This is a genomic window from Pseudomonas sp. TE36184, from assembly GCF_054060055.1.
The window spans coordinates 5,754,116-5,776,404 of record NZ_JBSSCU010000001.1 but is presented as its reverse complement, the minus strand read 5'-3'; the positions used below and the strand labels follow the sequence as shown (position 1 = coordinate 5,776,404).

24 protein-coding genes and 2 pseudogenes are annotated in these 22,289 nt (G+C 53.5%); 11 read left to right on the top strand and 15 right to left on the bottom strand.

Annotation, left to right across the window (positions count from 1 at the left end):
• Positions 1 to 180 precede the first annotated feature (180 nt).
• Positions 181 to 1,161, top strand: coding sequence for an AraC family transcriptional regulator (locus tag ACVWZP_RS26135; protein ID WP_457370253.1), 981 nt, complete (start codon positions 181 to 183; stop codon positions 1,159 to 1,161).
• Between the two features lie 909 nt (positions 1,162 to 2,070).
• Positions 2,071 to 2,370, top strand: coding sequence for a hypothetical protein (locus tag ACVWZP_RS26130; protein ID WP_052735758.1), 300 nt, complete (start codon positions 2,071 to 2,073; stop codon positions 2,368 to 2,370).
• Here ACVWZP_RS26130 and ACVWZP_RS26125 read toward each other — a convergent pair.
• The 8 genes and pseudogenes from ACVWZP_RS26125 to ACVWZP_RS26090 all read right to left on the bottom strand — a co-directional run.
• A pseudogene (locus tag ACVWZP_RS26125) lies at positions 2,363 to 2,548 on the bottom strand (DUF6124 family protein); the annotation flags it as partial. The gene ACVWZP_RS26130 and the pseudogene ACVWZP_RS26125 overlap by 8 nt on opposite strands.
• Positions 2,540 to 2,695: pseudogene (locus tag ACVWZP_RS26120) on the bottom strand (integrase); the annotation flags it as partial. The pseudogenes ACVWZP_RS26120 and ACVWZP_RS26125, both read right to left, overlap by 9 nt.
• Positions 2,650 to 2,835, bottom strand: a complete 186-nt coding sequence (locus ACVWZP_RS26115; RefSeq protein WP_457370252.1) for a hypothetical protein — start codon at positions 2,833 to 2,835, stop codon at positions 2,650 to 2,652. The pseudogene ACVWZP_RS26120 and the gene ACVWZP_RS26115, both read right to left, overlap by 46 nt.
• Before the next feature lie 589 nt (positions 2,836 to 3,424).
• A complete protein-coding gene (locus ACVWZP_RS26110) occupies positions 3,425 to 4,081 on the bottom strand; it encodes a hypothetical protein (RefSeq protein ID WP_046382167.1) in 657 nt (218 codons plus the stop codon).
• A gap of 100 nt (positions 4,082 to 4,181) precedes the next feature.
• A complete protein-coding gene (locus ACVWZP_RS26105) occupies positions 4,182 to 4,643 on the bottom strand; it encodes a hypothetical protein (protein WP_046382166.1) in 462 nt (153 codons plus the stop codon).
• An 830-nt stretch (positions 4,644 to 5,473) separates the two neighbouring features.
• Complete coding sequence (locus ACVWZP_RS26100; protein ID WP_227778716.1) at positions 5,474 to 6,217, bottom strand: hypothetical protein; 744 nt, start codon at positions 6,215 to 6,217, stop codon at positions 5,474 to 5,476.
• A gap of 117 nt (positions 6,218 to 6,334) precedes the next feature.
• Complete coding sequence (locus ACVWZP_RS26095) at positions 6,335 to 7,066, bottom strand: hypothetical protein (protein WP_046382164.1); 732 nt, start codon at positions 7,064 to 7,066, stop codon at positions 6,335 to 6,337.
• Between the two features lie 154 nt (positions 7,067 to 7,220).
• Entirely contained in the window at positions 7,221 to 8,057 is an 837-nt protein-coding gene (locus ACVWZP_RS26090) for a hypothetical protein (RefSeq protein WP_046382163.1), read from the bottom strand.
• Positions 8,058 to 9,185: 1,128 nt separating this feature from the next.
• Here ACVWZP_RS26090 and ACVWZP_RS26085 point away from each other — a divergent pair.
• Together ACVWZP_RS26085 and ACVWZP_RS26080 are read left to right on the top strand one after the other, a co-directional pair.
• Positions 9,186 to 9,758, top strand: coding sequence for a hypothetical protein (locus ACVWZP_RS26085; protein WP_457370251.1), 573 nt, complete (start codon positions 9,186 to 9,188; stop codon positions 9,756 to 9,758).
• A 296-nt stretch (positions 9,759 to 10,054) separates the two neighbouring features.
• Positions 10,055 to 10,375, top strand: a complete 321-nt coding sequence (locus ACVWZP_RS26080; protein WP_017846753.1) for a hypothetical protein — start codon at positions 10,055 to 10,057, stop codon at positions 10,373 to 10,375.
• Positions 10,376 to 10,607: 232 nt separating this feature from the next.
• On the opposite strand, the gene ACVWZP_RS26075 is transcribed toward ACVWZP_RS26080, so the two are convergent.
• From ACVWZP_RS26075 to ACVWZP_RS26065, 3 genes are all read right to left on the bottom strand, one after another.
• Positions 10,608 to 11,000 carry a hypothetical protein gene (locus tag ACVWZP_RS26075; protein ID WP_046382162.1) on the bottom strand — a complete coding sequence of 131 codons (393 nt, stop codon included), beginning with the start codon at positions 10,998 to 11,000 and terminating at the stop codon, positions 10,608 to 10,610.
• A 171-nt stretch (positions 11,001 to 11,171) separates the two neighbouring features.
• Positions 11,172 to 11,822 carry a hypothetical protein gene (locus ACVWZP_RS26070; RefSeq protein WP_052735757.1) on the bottom strand — a complete coding sequence of 217 codons (651 nt, stop codon included), beginning with the start codon at positions 11,820 to 11,822 and terminating at the stop codon, positions 11,172 to 11,174.
• A gap of 243 nt (positions 11,823 to 12,065) precedes the next feature.
• Positions 12,066 to 12,602, bottom strand: coding sequence for a dihydrofolate reductase family protein (locus ACVWZP_RS26065; protein ID WP_232565974.1), 537 nt, complete (start codon positions 12,600 to 12,602; stop codon positions 12,066 to 12,068).
• Positions 12,603 to 13,208: 606 nt separating this feature from the next.
• On the opposite strand from ACVWZP_RS26065, the gene ACVWZP_RS26060 reads away from it, so the two are divergent.
• Positions 13,209 to 14,258 (top strand): GIY-YIG nuclease family protein, encoded by a 1,050-nt coding sequence (locus ACVWZP_RS26060; RefSeq protein WP_108524524.1) that lies wholly within the window; start codon positions 13,209 to 13,211, stop codon positions 14,256 to 14,258.
• Positions 14,259 to 14,447: 189 nt separating this feature from the next.
• Positions 14,448 to 14,810 (top strand): DUF167 domain-containing protein, encoded by a 363-nt coding sequence (locus ACVWZP_RS26055; protein WP_197089044.1) that lies wholly within the window; start codon positions 14,448 to 14,450, stop codon positions 14,808 to 14,810.
• Between the two features lie 228 nt (positions 14,811 to 15,038).
• On the opposite strand, the gene ACVWZP_RS26050 is transcribed toward ACVWZP_RS26055, so the two are convergent.
• A complete protein-coding gene (locus ACVWZP_RS26050; RefSeq protein WP_457370250.1) occupies positions 15,039 to 15,689 on the bottom strand; it encodes a LysE/ArgO family amino acid transporter in 651 nt (216 codons plus the stop codon).
• A 546-nt stretch (positions 15,690 to 16,235) separates the two neighbouring features.
• On the opposite strand from ACVWZP_RS26050, the gene ACVWZP_RS26045 reads away from it, so the two are divergent.
• A complete protein-coding gene (locus ACVWZP_RS26045) occupies positions 16,236 to 16,889 on the top strand; it encodes an NBR1-Ig-like domain-containing protein (protein ID WP_232565975.1) in 654 nt (217 codons plus the stop codon).
• Between the two features lie 448 nt (positions 16,890 to 17,337).
• Here the strand turns inward: ACVWZP_RS26045 and ACVWZP_RS26040 are convergent, their stop codons facing one another.
• Positions 17,338 to 18,225: a LysR substrate-binding domain-containing protein gene (locus tag ACVWZP_RS26040; protein ID WP_017846743.1), complete on the bottom strand. Its 888-nt coding sequence runs from the start codon at positions 18,223 to 18,225 to the stop codon at positions 17,338 to 17,340.
• 126 nt (positions 18,226 to 18,351) lie between these two features.
• Here ACVWZP_RS26040 and ACVWZP_RS26035 point away from each other — a divergent pair, with 126 nt between their 5' ends.
• Positions 18,352 to 18,861 (top strand): sugar ABC transporter, encoded by a 510-nt coding sequence (locus ACVWZP_RS26035; RefSeq protein WP_169866143.1) that lies wholly within the window; start codon positions 18,352 to 18,354, stop codon positions 18,859 to 18,861.
• Positions 18,862 to 19,231: 370 nt separating this feature from the next.
• Positions 19,232 to 19,561, top strand: a complete 330-nt coding sequence (locus ACVWZP_RS26030; RefSeq protein WP_017846741.1) for a hypothetical protein — start codon at positions 19,232 to 19,234, stop codon at positions 19,559 to 19,561.
• A gap of 44 nt (positions 19,562 to 19,605) precedes the next feature.
• Here the strand turns inward: ACVWZP_RS26030 and ACVWZP_RS26025 are convergent, their stop codons facing one another.
• Complete coding sequence (locus ACVWZP_RS26025; protein ID WP_046382117.1) at positions 19,606 to 20,241, bottom strand: LysE family translocator; 636 nt, start codon at positions 20,239 to 20,241, stop codon at positions 19,606 to 19,608.
• 166 nt (positions 20,242 to 20,407) lie between these two features.
• Here ACVWZP_RS26025 and ACVWZP_RS26020 point away from each other — a divergent pair, with 166 nt between their 5' ends.
• Together ACVWZP_RS26020 and ACVWZP_RS26015 are read left to right on the top strand one after the other, a co-directional pair.
• Positions 20,408 to 20,779, top strand: a complete 372-nt coding sequence (locus ACVWZP_RS26020) for a PH domain-containing protein (protein WP_017846739.1) — start codon at positions 20,408 to 20,410, stop codon at positions 20,777 to 20,779.
• 200 nt (positions 20,780 to 20,979) lie between these two features.
• Positions 20,980 to 21,492: a type VI secretion system amidase effector protein Tae4 gene (locus ACVWZP_RS26015; protein WP_079444668.1), complete on the top strand. Its 513-nt coding sequence runs from the start codon at positions 20,980 to 20,982 to the stop codon at positions 21,490 to 21,492.
• Between the two features lie 411 nt (positions 21,493 to 21,903).
• Here the strand turns inward: ACVWZP_RS26015 and ACVWZP_RS26010 are convergent, their stop codons facing one another.
• Entirely contained in the window at positions 21,904 to 22,281 is a 378-nt protein-coding gene (locus tag ACVWZP_RS26010) for a c-type cytochrome (RefSeq protein WP_169866050.1), read from the bottom strand.
• Positions 22,282 to 22,289: the final 8 nt, after the last annotated feature.

Here is a 22,289-nt window from a genome sequence, read left to right as displayed (position 1 = left end):
GCGTGGATTGACATGACGCTTTAAGCGCTCTGCCAACAGTTCAAACTCGATACCTTTGCTACAGATTGGCCTACGCTGGAGCTGCAGGCTGCCGAGAAAGAAACGAAGAACGCGCTGCGGTTATCGCAGGAACTCAACGGCTCAACAGCCACATGAACGGTGATTTTTAGAATAGCTAACATGACGACCAAGCCTTCTGCGCAAGTATCCCGCGCTGAGTACGCGCGACGGATAAATCGTGTACTCAACTACATCGATGCTCACCTCGATCAGCCGTTAGATGGCGCGCAGTTAGCCGACATCGCCAATTTCTCGCGCTTCCATTTTCATCGAATTTTCGCCGCATGGATGGGCGAAACGCTTGGCAGCTATGCACAGCGTCGACGGCTCGAGAAGGCGGCCTTCCGGCTGTCCTGTGGTAGCCATGAAACAGTACTTGAAACAGCGTTGGCCACCGGCTTCCATTCGGGTGAAGCGTTTGCGCGAGCCTTCAAACTCAAGTTCGGCTGCACGCCATCGACCTGGCGCTCCACGACTCTTCAGCGGCTGAAAATGCAGGCGTCCGCGATCGTACAGCAACCAGGCAACCAAGAGAGCAATCCTGATCAGGTCTTCAGCAATATCCATCAGGAAGGCGAGCCCGCGCTCGGTGAATCTGACGTCTCTTATCGGCTAACGGAAACTTGTGCCATGGATGTACGTATCGTTGATTTACCAAAAGCACGCGTCGCGTATCAACGTTTGATCGGACCATATGGGCCCGCCATCGGCGAATTTTGGCGCGGCACCATTGCGCCGTGGATGCACTCAAATGGCCTCAGTGATGAAACGTGTTATGGCATAGGTCATGACGACCCGTCTCTCACTCCAGCCAACAAGTGCCGCTACGACGCGTGCGTCGAAGTACCCGCTCATTTTGTTGCTAGCGGCCAGGTAGATATTCTAACTCTGCCGGGCGGCCGTTATGCCGTAGCGAGTTTCAAAGGGAAAGCTGAGGTTTTAGGTAACGCCTGGATGTGGCTGACGCGTGAATGGATGCCGTCCAGCGGACTACAATGCGACGATAGGCCTTGCTTCGAGATGTTTTCTGCGACCACGGCACTTGACCCCCACACCGGTGAGTTTAGTTGCGACATCTGCATTCCAGTGCGAGCGCTGTAACGCAATTCCCGCGTGCCGCATCGTTTAGGGGCGTGAGCGCATCGCATTCACCAGCCACTATCGTTATGCCATGCAGCTGCATGGCATAACGCAAAATCGAGCAAGCGATAAGAGCCCATATCCCTAACGACGCATTCGTTAAAATCCCTCCTTGATCTAGTTGCACAGGTGAAAATCAGACGAGTTAATTCTCTTCACTCGAAATGGTTTACGGTCTAAAGCGGGCGATCACCACCAGCAGCTATGGGGCGAGAGCGGGGATTCGGAATAGGCCGCATTCGGCCAATAGCTGCCTGTCGGAACCGGCTGAAATAGCCCCAGAGCGGTCATCTCCGCGTTCCAGTATTATCATGCCGATCTTCGGACTATTTATTGGTAGGTTGATCCATGGTCAGAAGCGTTAGGCTTCAAAAAAACTGCATACACGGCATCTGATCGAGACAGCTGAAGAGGTGGTACTTGATGACAGCCTTGTTGGAAAGCTATGGGCGCTCAATCAAGGTGACAGATTTGAGTTGAATTCAGCTTCTCTCACTTTATGGGCTGGCTGGTGAAATGACTGCATGAGCAAGCCTGAACCGGCCAAGTATAAAACGAGTAGCTGGTCACTTTCTTCCCGCGAAATAGAATTCCGAACCGCTAGATTTGGATAGCGGACTACAGTGATCACTTTAGAGCGATAAGGCGTGGGCCTTCACGCTGCCAAGCAGCTCGACGCCATCGATGGCGCTTGAGCTCAATCGCGCGTTCGGCAAGGCTGAGGGGGTTGACCAAAGCCATCACAAGCCAGATCGCCGAGCCGTTGTATGTGCCGTATGATGACGCCGCCAGCAATCGGGCAGGTGAGTTGAAACGGCCCGCGTGGATATCGATAGACTGGACGCTTCGATTTTTTAGGATGAAATGCTCATGTTCAAAGCTGCCCTCGCTTCCTTGCTGTTGACCTGCACTTTTTGCGCTCACGCCGGTACGACGGTCGATGTGTCGAAGATTTACGGCAAGATCCAGTTCGTGAACAGCTATCCCGACTACAAGGTGAAAGTGGTGAATCAGTACCCCGACCTTAAGGTAAAGAAGGTGGTTTCCTGGCCGGACTCTGTTGGCAAATGGCAAACCGTCGACAGCTACCCCGACTACAAGATCCAGATCGTCGATTCCTATCCGGACTTCACTATTGAATATGTGGAGAGCTGGCCTGGGGTCAATTGATCGCGGCAAGCCGTTGCAGGTGGCCTGAGACGGCTTGTTGGGCGGGTTGGCCAGGGCAAGGCGTTTCACGATCGAGCAATTTGGCGGTGAGGAGTACGCCCAGTTCGCTCAGTTGATGGATCGCCAGGGCGATGTCGCGGTGTTTGCCGTTCAGGTCTTCGTACAGGTCGAGCAGCAGTTGAACCGCCTGCAGGTTATTCGTTCTGCGATAGATCAGTGATGCCTTCGTACGTCTCATCTCATGAGTGCCATACATGGCTGGATCAAGGCCAACGGCCTTCACCCAGCCTTTGACGATACGAGCGTATTGGCGAGTGGATAGATGGACTGTGTTTGTTCAGTAATCTTGAACTGCGCTGGCCGCTGCGTTTTCTCTATTTCCCAAGCACCAGCATTCGCAAGTGCTTTTCTCAGCGTCGAAATTGTGAGCGTACTATCAGCTTCCAAGCACAGATCAAGACTCATGAATCCTCCCTTTTCCATGGCTGCACACTTGCACCAAAATTTTTGAGTGCGATCTTCTCGACAGTGTATTTGGCTAGCGGTTTGAATGTCTGCTTCTGGCCGATTTCAGCCAGTGGCGACCGGCTGAAATCGACCCACTGCTGCCGTTCGCATACGACTTTACCGTGCCCAATCGCACAATAGGCTTCCCACCAATCACAAAGGCCTTGGTGACTTGAGAAAATTTTCAGCTATCTGTCCAATCGGTTGGATGAGCAGATCTGCGATAAAAAAAGGCAGAGGTCAAGACAGTTCTGTTACACGTCTGTTGGCATACCAGGCATACCAAAACTTTTCGACCACGTTCGTGCTCGTGGTGCCGGTTGAAACCGTTAACCACAACGCTCTGGACTACCTGATTACAGCTCGGTTTCGCTTCCATGATTGCAAGCTGAGGCTGAAGGCCAAGCTTACAAGCTGCCAAAGCGGACGTTTGTTATGGGTGGACCAGTTTGATGAGAAACAGGCCCCCAGACCATGGAGTGGCAGCAGGAGGTCGCTGCTTCTATCTGTCTGGCCGCCCGTCGGGTTTTACCGCTGACCTAAACAATCAATCCAGTATCAAAATCAGCGCGTCACGCTCGGAGGCTCGACTGCTCAGCATGTCAACCGCCCTTGACCATGCAGACTTCGCCAGCACAGCCCCTTGACCTGACCAATTCGGAACAATGCCGCCGAGAACTTCTTCGTGACGCGCATGATCGATGAAGAAATAATCGCGAGTTGAATTCAACTCCATGGTCAGCTTGGCGCATTCATCGGGACCGAGAATACCTACGATATCAGTGAGGCCAGTGAATATCGCTTCCAAATCTTTTCTCTCCGCCATAGAAAACAAGATTGTTGCTGGCTTTCCACGAATAAGGTCAGTGATTCGCTCGTTACTCCACCCCGCATCCGTCAGTAGAGCCTTCAGAATCAAATGATACGGAAGCTCACCGCTTCGACCTAGCGAGAGTACTGGATGACAATGCCCAAGTAGGCATACCAGCAATTGCTTTGCCGGGCGATCACTCTCTTCCTCATCGGTAAGCCAAGAAGGGCTAAAACGCACTGCCTCTAAAGCCTCCGCCATCACATGGGACGGCTTTCTGCACGCCTCAGCTGATTTTTGGTGCAACCGAGCAATGACTTCATCTGGGGTTCCAGCGAGATCTTTTTTGAGGACATCGCTTGTGAATGAATAACAATAATGCAGAACAGCCATAAGACTCTCCTAAAAAAAGAAGAGGTGCTAACCAGACACCTCTTCTCAATTGACTGTAGTTCTAATCAGTCATCACAATATCAATTGCGCTCTGGCAGTACTAATTTGGCTGTGCCGGAGTGAGGCATTGAGAAGGACTGCCTCCGGTATAGCCGACATTTACCTCCGCCGCATTGTTTGCAATCACAAAGTTCGTGATTTCAGCCGGGACAGCCGGCGCGGGGTCCTTGGTAATGCTCCAATGCCCCAGCCCTCCGTGCTGAGGAGAGTAAACGCCAATATATCCGGCCATATTGTGGATCGGACCCTGGTCGCCCTGATTGAACGGCGGGTTGACCCCAACGACAGTGAACCGGACCTTGCAAGGCTTTCCGGGCACAATGAAGTTTGCTGCTTCAAATGTGGACAGACCATCCTCGTCAATCCTCCATTGCGCATCTGCTACCTTCGCATAAGTGGCGTTTTTTCTATCGATCGCTCGGAACACGTTAACATCCGCAGTCGCCAGCGTGCTGAACAGCGAACCGGCACAAAACAGCACAATCAGATTTTTACTTTTCATGTCCATTCCTTAGGGCTTAAGTCGAGACAAATCAGATCATCAGACATTCTAGAAATCTCCAAGTGATAAGGCCTCCGCTGGCTTGGATCGCAATGTCCTGCAATCACTACCGCGGCTGACCGTCGTTGCCGTCATTGGCTGCGACCATTTGAGATTCGCGAACTCCCCTGCTTCTGGTAAGTAACGTTACAGATACACCGTGTAACAGCTCGGCTGTTACCCACTAAAAATAAGCGTAGCAATGGGTGACTCGGTGGCTACGAGCCAGAGGTGCATTAATATTTTCATCACAGATAAACCACTAGATAATTTTCGTAAGATCACCCTAAAAAGCTCCAATCTTAAACCACGCTAATTTGTGAAAAATAAGCAAGACCAATAGTAATGAAACACTAAAGACGACTCTGAAATTACGCGACAGACCGCCCATATGTGTTAACGCCAATGCAGAATTGACCCGCGAGCTGACGTGAGACTGACCCACCTTTAAATCAACACAAATCTAGCAAAGGTAGTGGCTCGCGAGGAGTCTGACCGGGTCAGAGATATATCGGCAACTAGGGCAATTCGGCGTCGGCGCCAACACCATGCTCTCTGTAGTTAAAAATCAGTCTATTGGAGCGTTTGTCAGCTTGAGCTAAGTCGTTGATAAACGTTTTTTCATAGGCTTCAGTCTGGCTCTCTCCAAAACCAGCAGAAATGGACGTCACCGCAAATTCGTCCCACACTGCAAGAATTACTTGTCACTGCATTTGTTCCAGAATCGACCCATTTTTCTGACGCAGTAGCACGTTAGTGGCACAACCTGGGTAAGTATCGTTACCGTAGCGCTACTTCGGGTAGGGCCCACATTCGAAGGCGTTAAGGGATAAGTCAAAATGAATACTGGCCTGGTTCTGTTCATTGAAGGGTACTTCGAGGTAACGACTGATTTGAAAGGACGAACGCCCTTGTGTCGATGCGTTGGCATAGGACAGATACGGCGATACAGACTTGAGCACGCTGTTAGGCAATACGCTGCCGCTGCTGATATTGCTGCCGATCAGCGCCCATATAACGGCGGCCGGCTGCGAGATATAGCGAGATTGAAAGGGGTTGAGGGTGAAGCCATTGATCGGCGACGGTGAAGCAGGCTTTCCTGTGTCACTGTCATAGATAAATAACGCCTGCCCCGTGATCAGCGGTTTCGCGTTAGGGGGTGCGTCGTAGTAGATACCCACGCTGCCGTCCTTGCCTTTGCCGTTTCCGTTAATTTTATAACCGTTGAAGCTGTACGCGTTGCCATACAAGACAGGGCTGGACACCCCGATTTTAAAAGCCTGTGCGGAGCTGACGACACCGTGGGCAACATAAATGCTGGTCTTCGGTTCAATGACCACCACCATCGAGTCCGTGATAGGCGGCGGTAAATTAATAGCCACTACGCTGTTGTCTCCTTCAGACGAGGGGTCGGGTACAACGATGACAATGGACTGGTTAGTGGCATTCAAAAATTGCCGGGCTTCAATGTTCAGATAAAGCGTCAGCCGCAACGGCGCCGCGTGGCAAACCTGAGTCAACAGGCCTGTTATCAAGCAGGCACACAACAGTACGTACGGTCTGTATTCACACACAGGCACCTCCCGCCAGATAGAAAAACACCCGTTTCCGCCAGGACGGACACGGGTGTAGTGCACCTATTTAAAATCCGGTCACTTGGCCGAGTTGACGATGGTGCCAATGGTCGAGCCGGAACTTACGGGGGAAACCGAAGGTTTACCTTTCAGGTTGGTAATGGCAAAGGTGCTGGGCAGCACTTGCATGTCATATTTGCCCACGCTCGCGGAGAACGAGAAGGTGCACCCAGGCGCCGAAACGCTGGCTTGGACATTACCTGACTCCAGGCTCTGTTGCGCTGCAACCAGCAAAATGGTTTCCAGCGGCTTCATCATGATTGAACCCTGTGGGTTCAAGGTAAATGCGCAGAACGGCAAGTACTGTTCGCCTCCTGAAGGGGTAGTGACAAGGCCGGCAAGGCCCACTGTCAGCGGTGGCGTACCCGCAGGCCGATTATTGAACAGCCCCAGGCTATCAGCGGGAACATTGCTGACCCCGCCTGAAACGAAGGTGCCGTCAGAGTTGAATGTTTGCGCAATGCCAAGTTCGAGGGGCCGGGACAGGGATTTCATGAGAATCGTTGTATTGGCAGCGATATCGGCCTGGGTGCTGACGTACAACTTGTATTTAGGTTTGTAATAAATGTCGACGATGCCGAACTGGTCGCCGTAAGGGACCGAAAACCAGGTCGGTACGCCAGTGGTTAGCTGGTTGGGGCCAACGGCGCCTTTATAAGCCAGCAGATTATAACCCTGCGCCTGTAAAGCCGCGAGCACGGCCTGTTGTTCGGAATTTTCAAAGTTGAACTCAATAGTGTACGTAGTCATTTTTTCACCTGTTAATCCCTAACACATTAAAGTTTGTCAGTCGTTCATTCCGCGCGACTGGCTATTTGAATCGCCGGGAGGCTAATCAGTGGTTAGCGCATTCCAGTGGTTCGAAGGGGAGCGTATGAATAACGCGATGTTTTTATAAGTATCGTTACAGTAACGCCGTGCCGCTGTTATGGGCTGAGTGCTCCGAAAGAATACTCGCATGCATTGCCAGGAAGCCTTGTAGTGCATAACAAATAGACGACGCCAGTTCTTGTTGATGTGCAATGGCCGTATACGCCGCGCGATTGAACTGTTCCGACCAGGCCACATAGCCTGTTGTTACATCAATCAGGCGTACTGACGTTCTGATCCGTTCCGCGTCCACGTGGACACTGCCCTCCAGACGGTGACCGATGCCGTTGCAGGGCACACTGTCGAGTGATTGCGCAGGGTGAATGCCTGCACAAGTAGCTGCGGACTCGACGATGATTTTCCTGTCGAGCTTTTTGTACAGGTGGTGGGTCAATTCCTCATGCAGCCCTTCGGTAAAGCATTCCCACCTCGTTTGTGAAGACAGGCATTTGAACGGGCAGATACAAAACGCATGGCTGGGCGCAACCCCGGTGGCGTTTGCTGACTGGCGCTGGAAGGTGGGCATGTAGCAACCCAGGGGAATCACGATCCTGACCTTGGCGTTACGCCCGAATGTTGCGTAGTAATTCCTCAGCTTTGCCCGCAAGCGCCCCACCTGTACCCGAACGACCGGGTCTTCGCCCGTGCTGTACGAACATGGGTCGCGGTCAAATACGCTGATGCCGATGGCGTATTCGCTGGTGTCGCGCACCGACTCGACGATGGCCTGTTCAACAAGATAGTTGAGCAGGCGACTCATGCGCGGAGAGTGTTTGAACATGTCGCTGGATAATAAAACGTCTCTGGCGGATTTAACGTCAATGAGTTCTATAAGGTCGCGACCAAAATAGCGGATGTCGTTGTCAGTCATAGCATTACTTCCCCTGCGTCCGTTCATAGAAAAAGTTTGCGCATGCCGAATGACTGAGTTTGATACTTATTTGGGCAGCCGTGCATTCGCCAAGTAGCATGATCTATAACTGCTGCCCATTGTTTTCGAATCAAAACTCTATTCTTAATTTTGTATTCGCAAACGTTTTCAACTTGCTCGGGGAGTCTAGCGTCTAATCGACTGACGACTAAGTATCGTTACCGTAGCGCAGGGCTACCGCGAGGGGCTTGTAGAACGGCTGCCCGAGCGGGCAACCGAGGGGTCATGAGAGTTAGAAGCACCTCCTTGTACGTTGACTCAGATCCTGCACAGTACAGGGTGCCAGCTTTGTCCCTCAACGAGCTATAGAGGTCAGGGCTGTTGATCTGGTCTAAGCGTTCGGCTTGAAGCAGGCGCTAGAACGATAACTGGTTGTGCCGTTGTGATCGTAAGTACTTAGTCGAAAGGTTTCTGAACGTCCGCAACGGGTCGTTTTTTGCCGGTCGCGAAGGACAGCTTAGGGTCGGTTGCCGTTCTGCGCGACGGGCAAAAAACGGCCAAAAGGGGCCTTTGATAGACAGTAGTTGATGACGAAATTATCACTGTGGCTCTAATTCTGACCATAAACCTTTGCGTCCCATGCCGGCCATTAATGTCCCGAAGTCTTCAAAATTGCAGACATTCACCTCAATCTGGCTCGCCCACGTTGCTTCACACTCGTCGCACACCCACAGTAAAAGTTGTGTAGAGCAGACCCGCATTGCTCGAACGTCACCTTGACCGCACCTTTGGCATTTAATCAGCATGGAAATAATCTCTGACAGGACCCCGGTGTAGTCTAATCCGATCGGTCGACTGTCGTCCGCGGCGACAGGCAGAGGTTGTCCAAAAGCAGAAATCTAAAGTGTCCACTAGAGTGGGGGCTATTCAGATGAGTGCCTGATGGTCGGCACGCTCTCAATCACCCTGGCGTCGTTCCGGGCGCGCACGCCGGCACTCTGGTCTCGGTGCTATTGCACACCTCGGCGAAAGCCGTGAATATCTTGAGGGGCGTCGTGAGAAGCCTGTGGCTGTTGAGCTGCGCTGCCTTCGACTCATGTTGGAAATAAAAAATAGAGCATTCAGGGAATGGAATATCCTTCATTTGAAAACGAGCCAAAGAAAAAAGCTTTCTGGGCGGCGACGTGCCTGATTTTGGTGGTGGGCTGGATTATTTATATGCTTTGGGCTAGTCGCATTGGGACTCGAATCGTTTTAATGGCGTCGATTCCTGAGTGGACCACCTATATAGTCGTTGGCTGTTTGGTTGGACTCGTTTTTGCCGGACGAGCAATTTACTATCGCCCTGACGGAAGAGATTTGAAGCGAGTTGCCGACTCTTTTGTGGGGGGCGTTTGTCTGGGTCTTGTATTATCTTTAAATAGTTATAAGGTTTTTTTTACTTATCTGTTGCCTGGCGAGATTGTTCATTATGAATCAGCTTATGAGCTACATATTCCGGGACCTTCCTTTGGAAGGTCTGGCCGGTGTGAGGCGGGCTTGCGGTTTAAGGATTTAAATACTGAGCGCTGGATTGAGCTGTGCACCACTGAGTTGGAGTTCAACGAACGAAGGAAAAAAGGCATGGATGTCGTTTTGGTGACTGCACACTCCAATAAGATAGGCTCTTATATTGTTGGGTATCAGTTCATTTATAAATAAATTATAGTGGAGTCGCTTCCATAGACCTCAGTGCTTAATCAGCCTGTAAGTAACTCTGGCAGCACTTTGATGTAGCCTACTACCGTCGTCCGCATCATAGCTGTTTTCTGTCATAGACGACAGGCAGAATCGACTCAAAAGCGGCTTCCGACACCGACAAAAATCCACAACTGTTTATCAGCCCTCGGCTAAACGGTCGTGTAACCTGACGGCTGCACCCTGCACGTTTAATGAGTTCTGACAAAGTCTTGTCTTGGCTCAGCTACGTGGAAACCCCGACTACCTTACGAGACACCATGGACTCTTCATTTGACGAATTGATCGATAGGGCGATGTATCTGGGCGTGCACCAGGTTGCATACCCAATTGATATCTTTGGTATTGCCAGATTGCTGGCAGAGCATGCGTCCGATGATGCAGACTTTGAAAAAATACTTTTGCTGGTTTCAGATCCCGAGAACCATTTCACTCGTTGGGCTGCCATACGCGCCATTGGTATCCTGGGGCCCGCGTCTGTTGCCAAAGCACGCGCAACGCTGGAAGCCAGGACAAGGCTTGAGGATTTTCCTCTCGCTCGACAAGAGCTTTACAGTGCGTTGGGTTCGATAACAGATTGAGAGTCCATGGTTTCAGCGTCAAGGCAATCGACAGGCGGCTTTTGGCCGATAGCGGTCGGTCTGTAAGCATCGGCCGAAGGGCCATGCTTTACCCCTGGGTGTCTTCGCGGAGCGGTTTCGCCTTTGTTGAACCCGCAACGCGGAAGGAGCCCAGGGGGTGCTGTTGGTCGATGGCTGCCTTTGGCAAAGGGCTGCTATCGACCCAGGTTGTGTGAAAACGAGCTGGAAGCAGTTAACTAAACGTGATGCAGACTGGTTCCATCTCTACCAACGAATTTTCACAGGCCCCTACGAGATCTCGCACACAGTAAAGCCTCCATCCCTTACCTGATCCCCACTTTGCCGCGACAGGTTCAAGCGAAGACTCTTCCTCCTGCGTTGCGCGAGCCCAATCATCGTGCCCGATCTCAGCGATCAATTGAGCCTGGTAGACCTGTAAGAATGGAAGCAAGCTTTTCGCTTGTTCAACCTCTATGAGGACAAATTCTGCTGTATCGAGTTGCTGTTTAACATTTTCGACCAGTTCGTGAGCCTGCAACGGGAGTGCCTCTAACACAACCTCCAAGGCTGATCCGGATTTGTCAGCACTTTGGAAGGTGCCGCAGATGATGTTCCCTCCTGCCATATCTTTCCCCTATCGTGGCTTCGAAGCTTGGATTAGGCAGCTCGCGATTACGTGTCTAACGTCGATTTTTTGCTGGTCTACGCCCGTTGCGAGCGGCCAATTAATCCAAGGCTTGATGAAAAATCCTGCGATTCTCTGACCTTCTGGTGGTCGAGATAGTGACGGGACCTTTCAATCATTTCTTACCTGTTTGAGCCAGTTCCAGAAAGGATCACTGGATTCATGCGCGTCCATGCTTGTTGTGCTTGAGATGAGATCTGATGCGCGCGCCGGGACGCTGAGGCCAAGCGTGCGTTCCACGTACGCCCGCAATGCCCTAGGTGGTGCGGGGTAGTCATCATCTGCGTATTGCTGCTCCCGCAGTTCGGCCGGTGTTCTCGTAAACTCCTCTGGCCAGCAGTGCTCGTTGTAACCGATGGCCAGTAAGCGAATCAGGTCTTGCGTACTATTGGTCAAGACGCAGAGCATGTCTGATCCCGAGCCTGAGCCAAGATGGACGATTCGCTGCTGATCGTGGTCGTCCAGCCATAACCCTGCCCACGATCCATCGCCACCAGTCCTGAGGAATATTGATAGCCGCTCGTTTACTCTGGGATCTTCGCAGGCCGTCCATCGAGCAGTATCGGCGGAGTCCGGAACGTGAAAGGCGGTGATAGCGCTGTTGTTGTATTCAGGTTCGGGATGCAAAGTCATGTAGCGGCCCCCGGTCCGATAGTGACGGACGCAGCCTAGTGCTTCCAGGAATTCCATGGTCTGTCGTAATACTGGAGGTACCGGATTGCTTGCCGGGAAGGCGGCTACTAATTCGTCGGTGAAGTTCATGTCTTTCCTGACCATTGTCTTTAGCGAGTATCGTGAATGAAGGTGGATTGCTATGCCCGGAATATATCGCCATGTGCCACCCAATGCTCGCTTCTGGCCGATTTCTGCCTGTCATATCCGGCAGAAGTCGACCACTAACTGACTGCCAGCCAGAAGAAAAGGCAACGTTCACGAGAATCGGCCTCGGCAAATAAATCCCCCCTCTCCCCTCATTGCTCTAGATCGAACATCCTCGCGAACCGGTCATACCGTCAACCGATAGGTAGACTGCACCAACCCCGAAGCAAAGCTGCAGCTGGATACTAGTTCCAAGTCAATGTCCTGCTGAAGGGCCCCAAACAATCGCCTTCCCGATCCGATCAGTACGGGAACAGTGGTAATCACCATATCGGCGACTAACCCATCGCGCAGGAAGGATTGCACCAACTGCCCGCCATCGACATAGACACGATGCACGCCTTGCCCATCCAGTTCGGCCATCAGGTCCCCTGGTGCGAGGTTTGAGAAGCGCAGCTTGCCCTTCAACGCCTCGGGCACCGGCGTAGCGGCCAGTTGTTCAGACAGCACCACGACGGGCCGGTCGTAGAACCATGTGTCGAAGGTCAGCACCTTCTCATAGCTGCCTCGCCCCATCACGATCACATCCTTGTCGGCAATGAAGGCGCAGTAGCCATGATCTTCAGTTGGATCATCACGCTGCAAAAGCCAATCAATGTCGCCATCTGGCCGGGCGATGAAGCCGTCCAGGCTGACGGCGATGAAAACATGTGCAGTGGCCATCAGGACCTCCTAATTGAAACGACGTTTATTCATACTTGATCATAAGCCGAATAAAAGGTTCGCCTTCACTGACTGCCGTTCATAGGTACGATCCCATAAGCGCCAAGATGGCAACAGGGCCAAGCTAAACCGTTTCTATGAACTTAGAGACTGTTGAGAGTGCCATCGCGGTCGTTGAACTCCCATATTATTCTTTCTCCAGCGTGACGCGCCCAAGTCTACTTGGTGAGCGACGACATTGAGGCATTTCAGCCCTTTTTGATTTTTCAGAGTTTGACTATAATTACCCTAAGTCATACGAAGTTGAAAGCACTGTCAGATACCTCGGAGTCGAGGTCGACGATGCCTTTAAGACGGCGGAACAGACGAAAGTCTGACTATTTATAACGACAGTCGACTCTAAACCGTCGCTATCCGCCCCGGAGCGGTCGATCGAGCCTCGGCCTTAACTCAATCATTCGGCCTGTAGGCGACTCCGCGTGCTAAATTGATATTTTCGAGTCGAGTTACCTTCACGCCAGGTGGTAAGTGGCAAGTGCTGTTTGCAAGCCATTCCGACCGGTGACTTAAGGAGCTAGTTTCCTATACAACTGCAGGTAAACCATTATGGAAAACTATCCTGCCCCTGAGAGAGGATATGTATATATCCTCGGGGTTAAAGACATCGAACTTCCGGTGTGCAAGATCGGAAGAACCGCTAGAGATCCTGCTGTTCGCTGTGCAGAAATAAATCAGAGCTCGACGGGTGATTTTCTTTGGGAGGTAACCCATCAGATTGCAGTGAACGACTGCCAGAAGTTTGAGTCGCTGGTTCATACAAAGCTCCTGCCACTCCGACAGAGAAGGCGTGAGTTCTTCAATCTTCACCCGGACGATGCAATTCTTGCGGTTCAATCCATACTCGCGTCGGTATCGGACGTAAGTGCAGTAACCATCATGGAAGCGCAAAAAGAAAACATCGATGTATCAAAAGCGGGTGCTCCTCCCCGCAAACAGTCTACGCGCTCCAGCAGGAACACCCTATACGCCCATCTATTACACGGATTCACCGAATTGCTGGGTATTAAAGGACGACCATTCGGCCAATTAAACAAACCCTCCTTTGGAATTAGTGATGGACACGAAGGAGTTCAATGGAACCTCGCGATATACCCGAACGATGGGAAAGCGCGCGTGGGAGTCAATCTCGAGGGCTTGCAATACAGCGGCTGGCCGATTGCAACGCTGATAAAATCCGAACTGGAAATCCCTGCGTTACTACGACTTGTGCCAGATATACTCGATCCTCAGGACATCACCCTGCGTTTCGCGAGAGACGCGTGGCAGCTAAGTTCAAGACCGAAAATCCTGGAGGACACTTTAGGTGGACGCGAGTTTCGTCTCTCCGAAATCACCGATGGGTTATGGCGTTCAATACTCACCGAAGCCATCGGCTGCCTCAACAAAGACCGGAGCTACCATGGCCGAGCCCGCCAAGCTGTGACCGTGCTGAGAAAGGATGGGGCAGACGCGAATTCGACGTTTATGTTGGTTTCGCCTCACCTGACTATTTGGACTCCAATTGACCCATTGAGCGACTCGATCGAAGCGTTGTCCGCTGCGATTGATCGCTTAAAGCCCGTCCATGAATGGGCATCGAAGGTGAGCGGCGGTTAGGGTCGGCATTTGAAAAAAACGCCAACCAACTACACAATCAACCGGGCGTTTGGGCGTTTTCGCGTCGCGCAATTCCTCCGGGTCGGCGCAACCAAGCGCCGTTTATTGCGACCTTAGCCGACAGAACAATCGGGGAGTGACCCCGATTACCTTAGTTAGGCATTTTTATCCGACCTACGCAGGATCCATGTGAAGAAAGCAAAAGCGATTACCAAAAAGAAATCATCCGGCCGTGGCTTTGAGATGTCCTCGTTTTGTGGGTGGGATGGAGAGACTTTAGTTCTGAACATACTTGGAACTCCGAGCGCCAAAAAGGATGCCATCGGCAAGGCGAAAGGAAGTCAACTCAAGATCAGCGTCACCGCCGCACCCGTAGCAGGCAGGGCGACGGACCACATGGTTAAGTTTCTCGCCCGAGAGTTTGACGTCTCGGTTTCTGACATCACGGTTGTGTTCGGTCGTTTTAATTTGAACAAGCAAATGCGTATAAGGGCGCCCGGAAGCTTACCTGCCGTAGTGGCCAAGGCCCTGTCAGAAGCAGAAAACACCTGACCATTCGCTACGGGCGCGTGCAGCCTAATGAGCCGTCCTGCTGTCATGGACTGTTCCAGTGTCTGCTTGCAATAAAAGGGGGGACAGATTTATTTTTTGCACTCTAAGCGTCCGCTTCTGGCCGACTTCGGCCTATCGCAACCGGCAGATTACTCTTTCTCCAGCGCGATACGTCCAAGCCGACTTGGTGAAAGACGACATTGAGGCGTTCGCAGCCCTTTGGACTCTTCAGAGTCTGACCCCGATTACCTGCTGAAAGACACCCACTGAATCAGTGATCAACATCCCGGCCAGGTACACCATCAACACCGCCACACCCGCATCCAACCCGCGCCACACCACTGGCGCCTGGAACAGCCGCGTCAAACGCTGACATCCCAGCGCCAGTATCACAAACCACACCAACGACGCAGTCATCGCGCCGCTCGCGAACAGCGCTTGTTGGCCGGTGGGTTTGGCTGCGCCGATCGAGCCGATCAGCACGACGGTATCAAGCCAGGCGTAAGGATTGGCAAACCCGAGCACCAGTGCTGTGCGCAGCAAGCCTCGTTGCGAGTGACCGCCTTGCGTGTTGGGCATGGACTGGTTACGTAGGCAGGCCAGCAAGCGCTGACCGCCAAACCAAAGCAAATATGCCGCACCGGACAGCAGCAACAGCGCCACCACACCCGGCCGACTTTCCAGCAATGAACCCAACCCTGCGACGCCAACAGCGATCAGTAGGACATCGGCGAGTACGCATATAGCAACCACGGCCCAGATCGGACCCCGGCCCACACCTTGGCGGATGACCAAGGTGTCTTTCGGACCAGGCGCGGCGAACAGCCCCATGCCCAAAAGCAAGCCTTCGAGGTAAAGAGCGTTGAAGTTTAGAAACATGGGATGTTCGAACCCGCGAGAATATTAGAGAAGTTGAATCGGTTGATTACCGAACTTGGTGTGCGGACGTTTATGGTACTGTTTAAATTGATGGTTGCGAGCGGGAAAAATATAGCAGCGTTTGAACAAAGGAAAATGAATCTTTAGTGGCCTGAGAGATTGCTGAATATCCATCAACAATTTTTTTTGTAGTCCTGCAGCATGGCATCAGACATTTGCAGGATGCCGAAGCCTGATCGAACAATGGATTCACAGCACGTTTTTATTTGAGTCATCGCTATATCCAAAGATGATTGTAAAGGAATGCAACACACACAAGGTTCGCAAGCATGCGAGAAACCACGACACTGGATGTAGCCAACCCAAAAGGGACCTATCCATGTCCTTCACCACGTCGCTAGCAGGTCGCAAGTGTGCATCGCTCGATATACGTAGCGGCGAGCAGGTTGTCCTTTTTGGCGAACAACGTGACGACTATCACCAAGGACCGGAGATCAACACTCGAATATGAACATCAGAACACGCGATACGCTTCGAGCCTTGGTTATGCGACGCAGCCGAGAACTGGGAAAGCCCCTGACAGCCCTGGCCAAAGAAGCCGGCATTTCCCGAACCTACCTCTACGGATTGACCGGCGGAGCCTCACAAGATCCCTCAGTACGCACCCTGATCAAACTGGCCAAGGCGTTGCAGGTTTCGCCGCTGCTGTTATTCCGCTACTTCGCCGACCTGGCTGGCGCACCGGGCGATGCCTGTTCAATGGCAACCACTAATCGCGCCACCGGCCTGCGTGACCCCAGCGACATAGCTGTCTTCAACGCGGATGTCACCACCCCAGACCAGACCGTGGTGCTGCCCGGTGAGACGTTTCAGAAAACCTGGGAGATCCAGAACCTTGGCGCCCGCCCGTGGCGCGGTCGGAAATTGGTACGGGTTGACGGCGAATACGTAATCGCTCGCCGCAGCGCGTCCGGCGTTCCCTTGGAAGTGGTGATGGACACCCACCTGCGCAGCCTGAACAACGAAATCCCCATCGCCGACACCCTGCCCGGCCAGCCGGTACGTATCAGCGTGGAGTTCGGCGCCCCAAGGGAGACCTGCACACTCACGTCGATCTGGCGTATCGAAGATGAACAGGGCCAGCCTTGTTATGGACCCGCCTTCATCCTGCATGTAATCGTCAACGTCATGGCACGTTAAGGCCCGACGGGAGCCCCACAAATCTGTCCCAAACTCTGTGCCTGATGACGGGCGTCTATCAATGTAGACCGCAACGGCATTTACACCCCCATAAAAATAAAACCTCGACTACTGTATTAAACCAACTAACCCCCTCTTCCTTATTACACAAAATCAAAAAAACACATTGCACGCCCCTTCAACTCATCCAAAAGTCTTAACTCCCTACTAATAGGTCGTGGTTTTACAAACAGACATTGACGCATTTATCCCGCCAGGAATAAGGAACCCCACAGGGGCTGGCGGTTTATCTCAATGGCGTGCGGATCAATGAAGCGTTCGGCGATACCGTGAATTTCGACCTGATGCCCAGCGTGGCCATCGACCACGCTGATGCATGCCGGTTTCAATGTGAAGTTCTGAGTCGCTCAGCGTCTGAACCAATCCGGTACAGGCCCCACCGCATCCCCTACTTCACCTGCGCTTCCTCCAACAGCCAACGCGCAAATACCTGGATGGGCGCGCGGCTCAGTTCAAGCGGTTCGGGTAGCACGAGGCAAAAGGCCTTGGCGACATTCTTCTCTTGTGGCCATGGCGCGACCAGCCGGCCTTGCGCCAGTTCGGCTTCCACGTACAGGCGCGGTACGAGTGCCACGCCGAGCCCCGCCAACGCGGCTTCGATCAGCATCGCATGCAAATCGTAACGCGCGCCCATCGCGGCGTTGCTCAGGACAATCCCGGTTTGCTGGGCGTAACGCTGCCAGGCATCCGGGTTCTGTCGTCGGTGTAATCGCGGCAGTGAATCCAGAGCCGTTGCCTGCTTGCCCGGCTTCAGCAGGCCAGGGTGACAAACCGGAATTAACACTTCGTTCAACAGGCGGTGCGTCTGCATGCCCGTCCACGCCGGGTGCTCAAAATGGATGGCGGCATCAAAACCGCTGCCGGCGAGCACGAACGGCTCCATACGTTCCGAGAGGTGTACGCAGATATTCGGGTGTTGCTGGCCAAAGCCGGCCAACCGCGGAATTAGCCAGCGCAGGGCAAAGGTTGGGCTGACGGCGATATCCAGGCTGGCGCCGTCGCTGGGCTGGCCCATCAAATACTGGCTGTCCCTGTCGAGCCGGTCGAGTAGTTCGCGCACTTGGGCCGCGTAGCGCTCACCGTTGGGCAAGAGCCGCACGCGGTTGCCAACACGCTCGAATAACGTGACCCCCAGAAACGCCTCCAGACGGCCTATCTGCCGGCTGATGGCGCCTTCAGTCAGGGCCAACTCGTCTGCGGCACGGGCGAAACTGCCATGCCGGGCTGCGGCTTCAAAGGCCATCAGGGCAGCGTTACTCGGGAGCTTTCGACGCATGGGCATTCCTGGTTCAAGTCAAGGCCTCCACCTTGATGTTTAATCACTGAAGAGTGCCGAAAAGTCGTTTTATGGATCATTACCGTGTCACTAGCATGATTAAACATCAACCAACGAAGTGACATGATGATTTATACAGTCGAATGCAACTACGCTGACCCCGCGAGCGAAGCTGAGTGGAATGCGTTTTACAGCCTGGAAAAACTGCCAGCGCTGATCTCGGTGAGCGGATTCAGCTCCTCGCAGCGGTTCAAAGCCTTGAGCGGCAATTGCCCGGCCTACCTGGCCCTGCATTCAGTCGACACGCTTGCCGTATTGCAGAGCGACGAGTACCGCCAAAAAGGGGGAGGCAATTTTGCCCGTTGGCAGTCGCACATCACTGATTGGAAGCGCAACCTCTATGCCGGGCTGGACCGGGCAGTTGGCGTGGGCGCGGACGAATTCCTGTTGGTCAGTGAACAAGGCCCTCAAGTACTGATTGGATTGGGCCTTACACCTGTAGCGCTGCACGCGGTTGCGTTGGACAAGAACCCTGCACACCGTTGGCTGGCCAAACTGGGTTGCACTCAGGCAAGGGCCAGCGATCTGCAGGGGCTGAAGGTATATAGCGCAATGACCATGCAGTTAGTGTCATGAGCCACGCGGACATAAATCACTGGAGGCTTGCCGGCCGGCACAGGATTGGAAATCCATATTTAAGCGCCCGAAGCATAATCGTTCTAACTGTGGTCTGAATCGCCCCTGATTTACTGGTCGAATCTGACGGACTGCTTTTAGCCGATTTCTCCCGGTTTGGGGAACCATAGAAATGTGTCCGTTCTGCACAATCGAAAGCAGCCCCTCTCGGGCGGCCACTTCGGGTCGGTATCCCACCTATCGCTTGATCTAGGTTTTGCACGCGCCCGCCGCGTGGAGCTGATCCTGGAGCGCTGACGCGTGGGTCTTTTTTTTCCGGCGCAGAACAGTGATCATCGCCCTCCCCACCAAACCCCGAGGAAGCGAGACCATGGAATTGACGCTGGAAGCGGTTGCGCTCTTCGCACTGAAACTGGTGTACGAGACCGACGGCGGCAGCCCGGTCTTGCGTGACGATCTGGTGATGGACGGGTACGAGCGGGAAGTGTTTGGGTTACTGGTACGGCAGCGGGATTTGGCTGCGATTCAACGCAAGATCGAGGAATGCGTGGTGCAGGCGCTGGAGGCATTGGGCGGCGCCCACACGGTGCTGGGGCGGGAGTTGCGGCGGTTGGCGACTGACGTGCAAAACGTCCATCAACTCGACGCACTGCCCACGCCGCTAACCACCCTCAAGGACTATTTGAAAGACATCCTGTGAATCGCTGATCAGCGTGCCCGCCGCGGCCAAAAGCGCATGCCCGGTTAGCGCCGCCCTTCAACCGCCATCCGCACGGCCAAGCCCATCAGCACCGAGCCCATCAGCCAGCGCTGCACCACCTGCCAACCGGGCCGGGTGACGAAAAACACCGCGATGGAACCCGCCATCATGGCAATCATTGCGTTGACGCTCACGCTGATGAAAATCTGCGTAAAGCCCAGCACCAGGGATTGCGTCAGCACACTGCCGTGGCCGTTCGGGTCGATGAACTGAGGCAGCAACGACAGGTACATCACCGCGACTTTAGGATTCAGCAGGTTGGTCACAAAGCCCATCATGAACAGCTTGCGCGGGCTATCCAGGGGCAGGTCCCGCACCTGAAAAGGCGAACGACCACCCGGCTTGACCGCCTGCCAGGCCAGGTAGACCAGGTACAACGCACCGCCGAGCCGCAGCGCGTCATACGCCAAGGGAACCGCCATCACCAATGCGGTGATACCCAATGCCGCGCACAGCATGTAAACGATAAACCCCAACGCCACCCCGCCCAGGGAGATCATCCCGGCCATGCGTCCCTGGCAAATCGAGCGGGAAATGAGGTAAATCATGTTCGGCCCGGGCGTCAGCACCATGCCGAGTGAGATCAGCGCGTAGGCAAGCAAGCTGGACATATCGGGCATTGTTTAGCTCCTGGATTTTTATTCTGCCGGCGTGAAATCCTTCGCCGACGTTGCAGTGTCAGGCGCCATGGTAGGGCGTTGAAAAGCAGGGCGTTAGATACAGATCCACGAGCAAAACGTCATACACCGGCTGACGATTACCGACTCACTCACCCAGGACAGGCACATGATCGACTTCAACAACAAAGGCTTCTTCAAACTCAAACAAAACAACGAATACGCCGAACGCGTCGCCGCCCTGCTGCTGGACGGCGAAGAAGTGATCGATGCCTACAAAGCCATGCGCGACGGCGTGGTCTTCACCACCAAGCGCATCATCGCGGTGAACGTGCAGGGGATTACCGGCAGCAAGAAGGACTTCACCTCGCTGCCGTACAAAAACATCGTGGCGTATTCGGTGGAAACCTCCGGGACGTTCGATCTGGATTCGGAGTTGGAGATTTACTTCTCGTCGCTGGGGAAAGTGAAATTCGAGTTCACGGGGAAGACTTCGATTGTTGAAATCTCGCGGATCATTTCCAAGCACCTGCTGGCGTGATCAGCGGGCAAAAAAAGACCTTGGCGTTCCAAGGTCTCTTATTACTGCATGCGCGGCTGATTCAATGGATACGGGCCATGTGAGTTATACCCTGCAATCAAAACTGACAGGCAAGTAGGACCGTTCTGATTTTATCTGATCCCCCTCTTAAGCAGCAGAGCGTTTGCTATGGTCGCGAAAAAACGCAACGGAAATGCTGAATGCTGACGTTCTATACGCTATGGAAAAACCATCCGGAAATCTTCGGAGACGCCGCCCCGTGCCGAACCAACGGCGCGAAAAATTTCAGCGATCAATGCGCGATCAATCTAGGCGTGGCATTGCGCAGATCTGGTGCCGACCTAAGCAGATTAAGGGGGGTGCGCTATTGTTGGCAGCACCCCAAAAGTGAAGGTCACGTACTGGCCGCAGAGGAAATGGCCAAGGCATTAAGCAGCGCCAATATCCCTGGTATACAGCCCGTAAAGAAGGTAAAGCCTGAAGACTTTGAGGATATGTTGGTCGGGCAGCAAGGCATCATCTTCTTCAAAGATTTTTGGCGCAGGAGGAATGAGACGTTTGGCAATCGCAGTGGTGACCACATTGATTTATGGAATGGACGGCGATTGACGGATTGGCTGAGCTACCCGCGAATTCAGTTGGGGTTCTCGATCGAAGGGACGTTCTCGGATTATCACGACTCCAGGGAAATATGGTTTTGGAGGGTTATATGAAGGTATGCAAGGCGGTCGTGTTCGTGTTTTTGGTGGTTGCCGTCGCTGTTGGGGTGTTTAACGGTGTGGTGATGGCGGTGGCGGCGTACTTTGGGCCGTTTTATGAGGGGGATGCGGAGCAGACTCGGAACTTTGGGATTTGGTTGGTGGGGAACGGGGTCACTGTTGTGGGGGCGGTTGTGGGTGGGGTGGTTTGGTATTGCAGGTATTTGGGGCGGGGCTGATGCACCGCGCCCACATTTGAGGGGATGTCCTTATCGGTGTAAGGGCTTCAGAACGACGCAGGTTTTATGTGGGAGTTGTCGAGCCCCAGCGAGGCTGCGATGCAGGCGCTGCGGTCTGGCAGGTGTCACGCGGTGATCCCATCGCAGCCTCGCCGGGGCTCGACAACTCCCACATGGGGTCAGGCGATCACTCAGGTTGAAACGTCGCCAGGTAGGCCAGGATGTTGTCGATCTTTTCCTGATCGCTGATGCCCCAGAAGATCATGCGCGTGCCGCTCACCACCTTCTTCGGCGCCTCGATATAGGCCGCGAGTTTTTCCCGGGTCCAGACCACCCCGGAGTTTTTCATCGCATCTGAATACTGATAGTCGGGAGTGGTGCCGGCTGGCCTGCCGATGATGCCGTTGAGTTCGGGGCCAAAGCCGCCGCGCGCGCCCTCGCCGATGCTATGGCAGCCGCCGCAGGTTTTGGCGAAGAGCTTGCCACCCGCTTCGGCATCGCCGGCGGCGAAGGCTGCGCCGGTGTTGAGGATCAGGACGAAGGTCAGTAACGCGCGGTATTTCATAAGGGCTC

Bases quoted from the DNA above. Each gene is read 5' to 3' on its own strand.
- ACVWZP_RS26135 (WP_457370253.1), top strand. From the start codon at position 181: ATGACGACCAAGCCTTCTGCGCAAGTATCCCGCGCTGAGTACGCGCGA.
- ACVWZP_RS26130 (WP_052735758.1), top strand. From the start codon at position 2,071: ATGTTCAAAGCTGCCCTCGCTTCCTTGCTGTTGACCTGCACTTTTTGC.
- ACVWZP_RS26115 (WP_457370252.1), bottom strand. From the start codon at position 2,835: ATGAGTCTTGATCTGTGCTTGGAAGCTGATAGTACGCTCACAATTTCG.
- ACVWZP_RS26110 (WP_046382167.1), bottom strand. From the start codon at position 4,081: ATGGCTGTTCTGCATTATTGTTATTCATTCACAAGCGATGTCCTCAAA.
- ACVWZP_RS26105 (WP_046382166.1), bottom strand. From the start codon at position 4,643: ATGAAAAGTAAAAATCTGATTGTGCTGTTTTGTGCCGGTTCGCTGTTC.
- ACVWZP_RS26095 (WP_046382164.1), bottom strand. From the start codon at position 7,066: ATGACTACGTACACTATTGAGTTCAACTTTGAAAATTCCGAACAACAG.
- ACVWZP_RS26090 (WP_046382163.1), bottom strand. From the start codon at position 8,057: ATGACTGACAACGACATCCGCTATTTTGGTCGCGACCTTATAGAACTC.
- ACVWZP_RS26085 (WP_457370251.1), top strand. From the start codon at position 9,186: ATGGAATATCCTTCATTTGAAAACGAGCCAAAGAAAAAAGCTTTCTGG.
- ACVWZP_RS26080 (WP_017846753.1), top strand. From the start codon at position 10,055: ATGGACTCTTCATTTGACGAATTGATCGATAGGGCGATGTATCTGGGC.
- ACVWZP_RS26075 (WP_046382162.1), bottom strand. From the start codon at position 11,000: ATGGCAGGAGGGAACATCATCTGCGGCACCTTCCAAAGTGCTGACAAA.
- ACVWZP_RS26070 (WP_052735757.1), bottom strand. From the start codon at position 11,822: ATGAACTTCACCGACGAATTAGTAGCCGCCTTCCCGGCAAGCAATCCG.
- ACVWZP_RS26065 (WP_232565974.1), bottom strand. From the start codon at position 12,602: ATGGCCACTGCACATGTTTTCATCGCCGTCAGCCTGGACGGCTTCATC.
- ACVWZP_RS26060 (WP_108524524.1), top strand. From the start codon at position 13,209: ATGGAAAACTATCCTGCCCCTGAGAGAGGATATGTATATATCCTCGGG.
- ACVWZP_RS26050 (WP_457370250.1), bottom strand. From the start codon at position 15,689: ATGTTTCTAAACTTCAACGCTCTTTACCTCGAAGGCTTGCTTTTGGGC.
- ACVWZP_RS26045 (WP_232565975.1), top strand. From the start codon at position 16,236: ATGCGACGCAGCCGAGAACTGGGAAAGCCCCTGACAGCCCTGGCCAAA.
- ACVWZP_RS26040 (WP_017846743.1), bottom strand. From the start codon at position 18,225: ATGCGTCGAAAGCTCCCGAGTAACGCTGCCCTGATGGCCTTTGAAGCC.
- ACVWZP_RS26035 (WP_169866143.1), top strand. From the start codon at position 18,352: ATGATTTATACAGTCGAATGCAACTACGCTGACCCCGCGAGCGAAGCT.
- ACVWZP_RS26030 (WP_017846741.1), top strand. From the start codon at position 19,232: ATGGAATTGACGCTGGAAGCGGTTGCGCTCTTCGCACTGAAACTGGTG.
- ACVWZP_RS26025 (WP_046382117.1), bottom strand. From the start codon at position 20,241: ATGCCCGATATGTCCAGCTTGCTTGCCTACGCGCTGATCTCACTCGGC.
- ACVWZP_RS26020 (WP_017846739.1), top strand. From the start codon at position 20,408: ATGATCGACTTCAACAACAAAGGCTTCTTCAAACTCAAACAAAACAAC.
- ACVWZP_RS26015 (WP_079444668.1), top strand. From the start codon at position 20,980: ATGCTGACGTTCTATACGCTATGGAAAAACCATCCGGAAATCTTCGGA.
- ACVWZP_RS26010 (WP_169866050.1), bottom strand. From the start codon at position 22,281: ATGAAATACCGCGCGTTACTGACCTTCGTCCTGATCCTCAACACCGGC.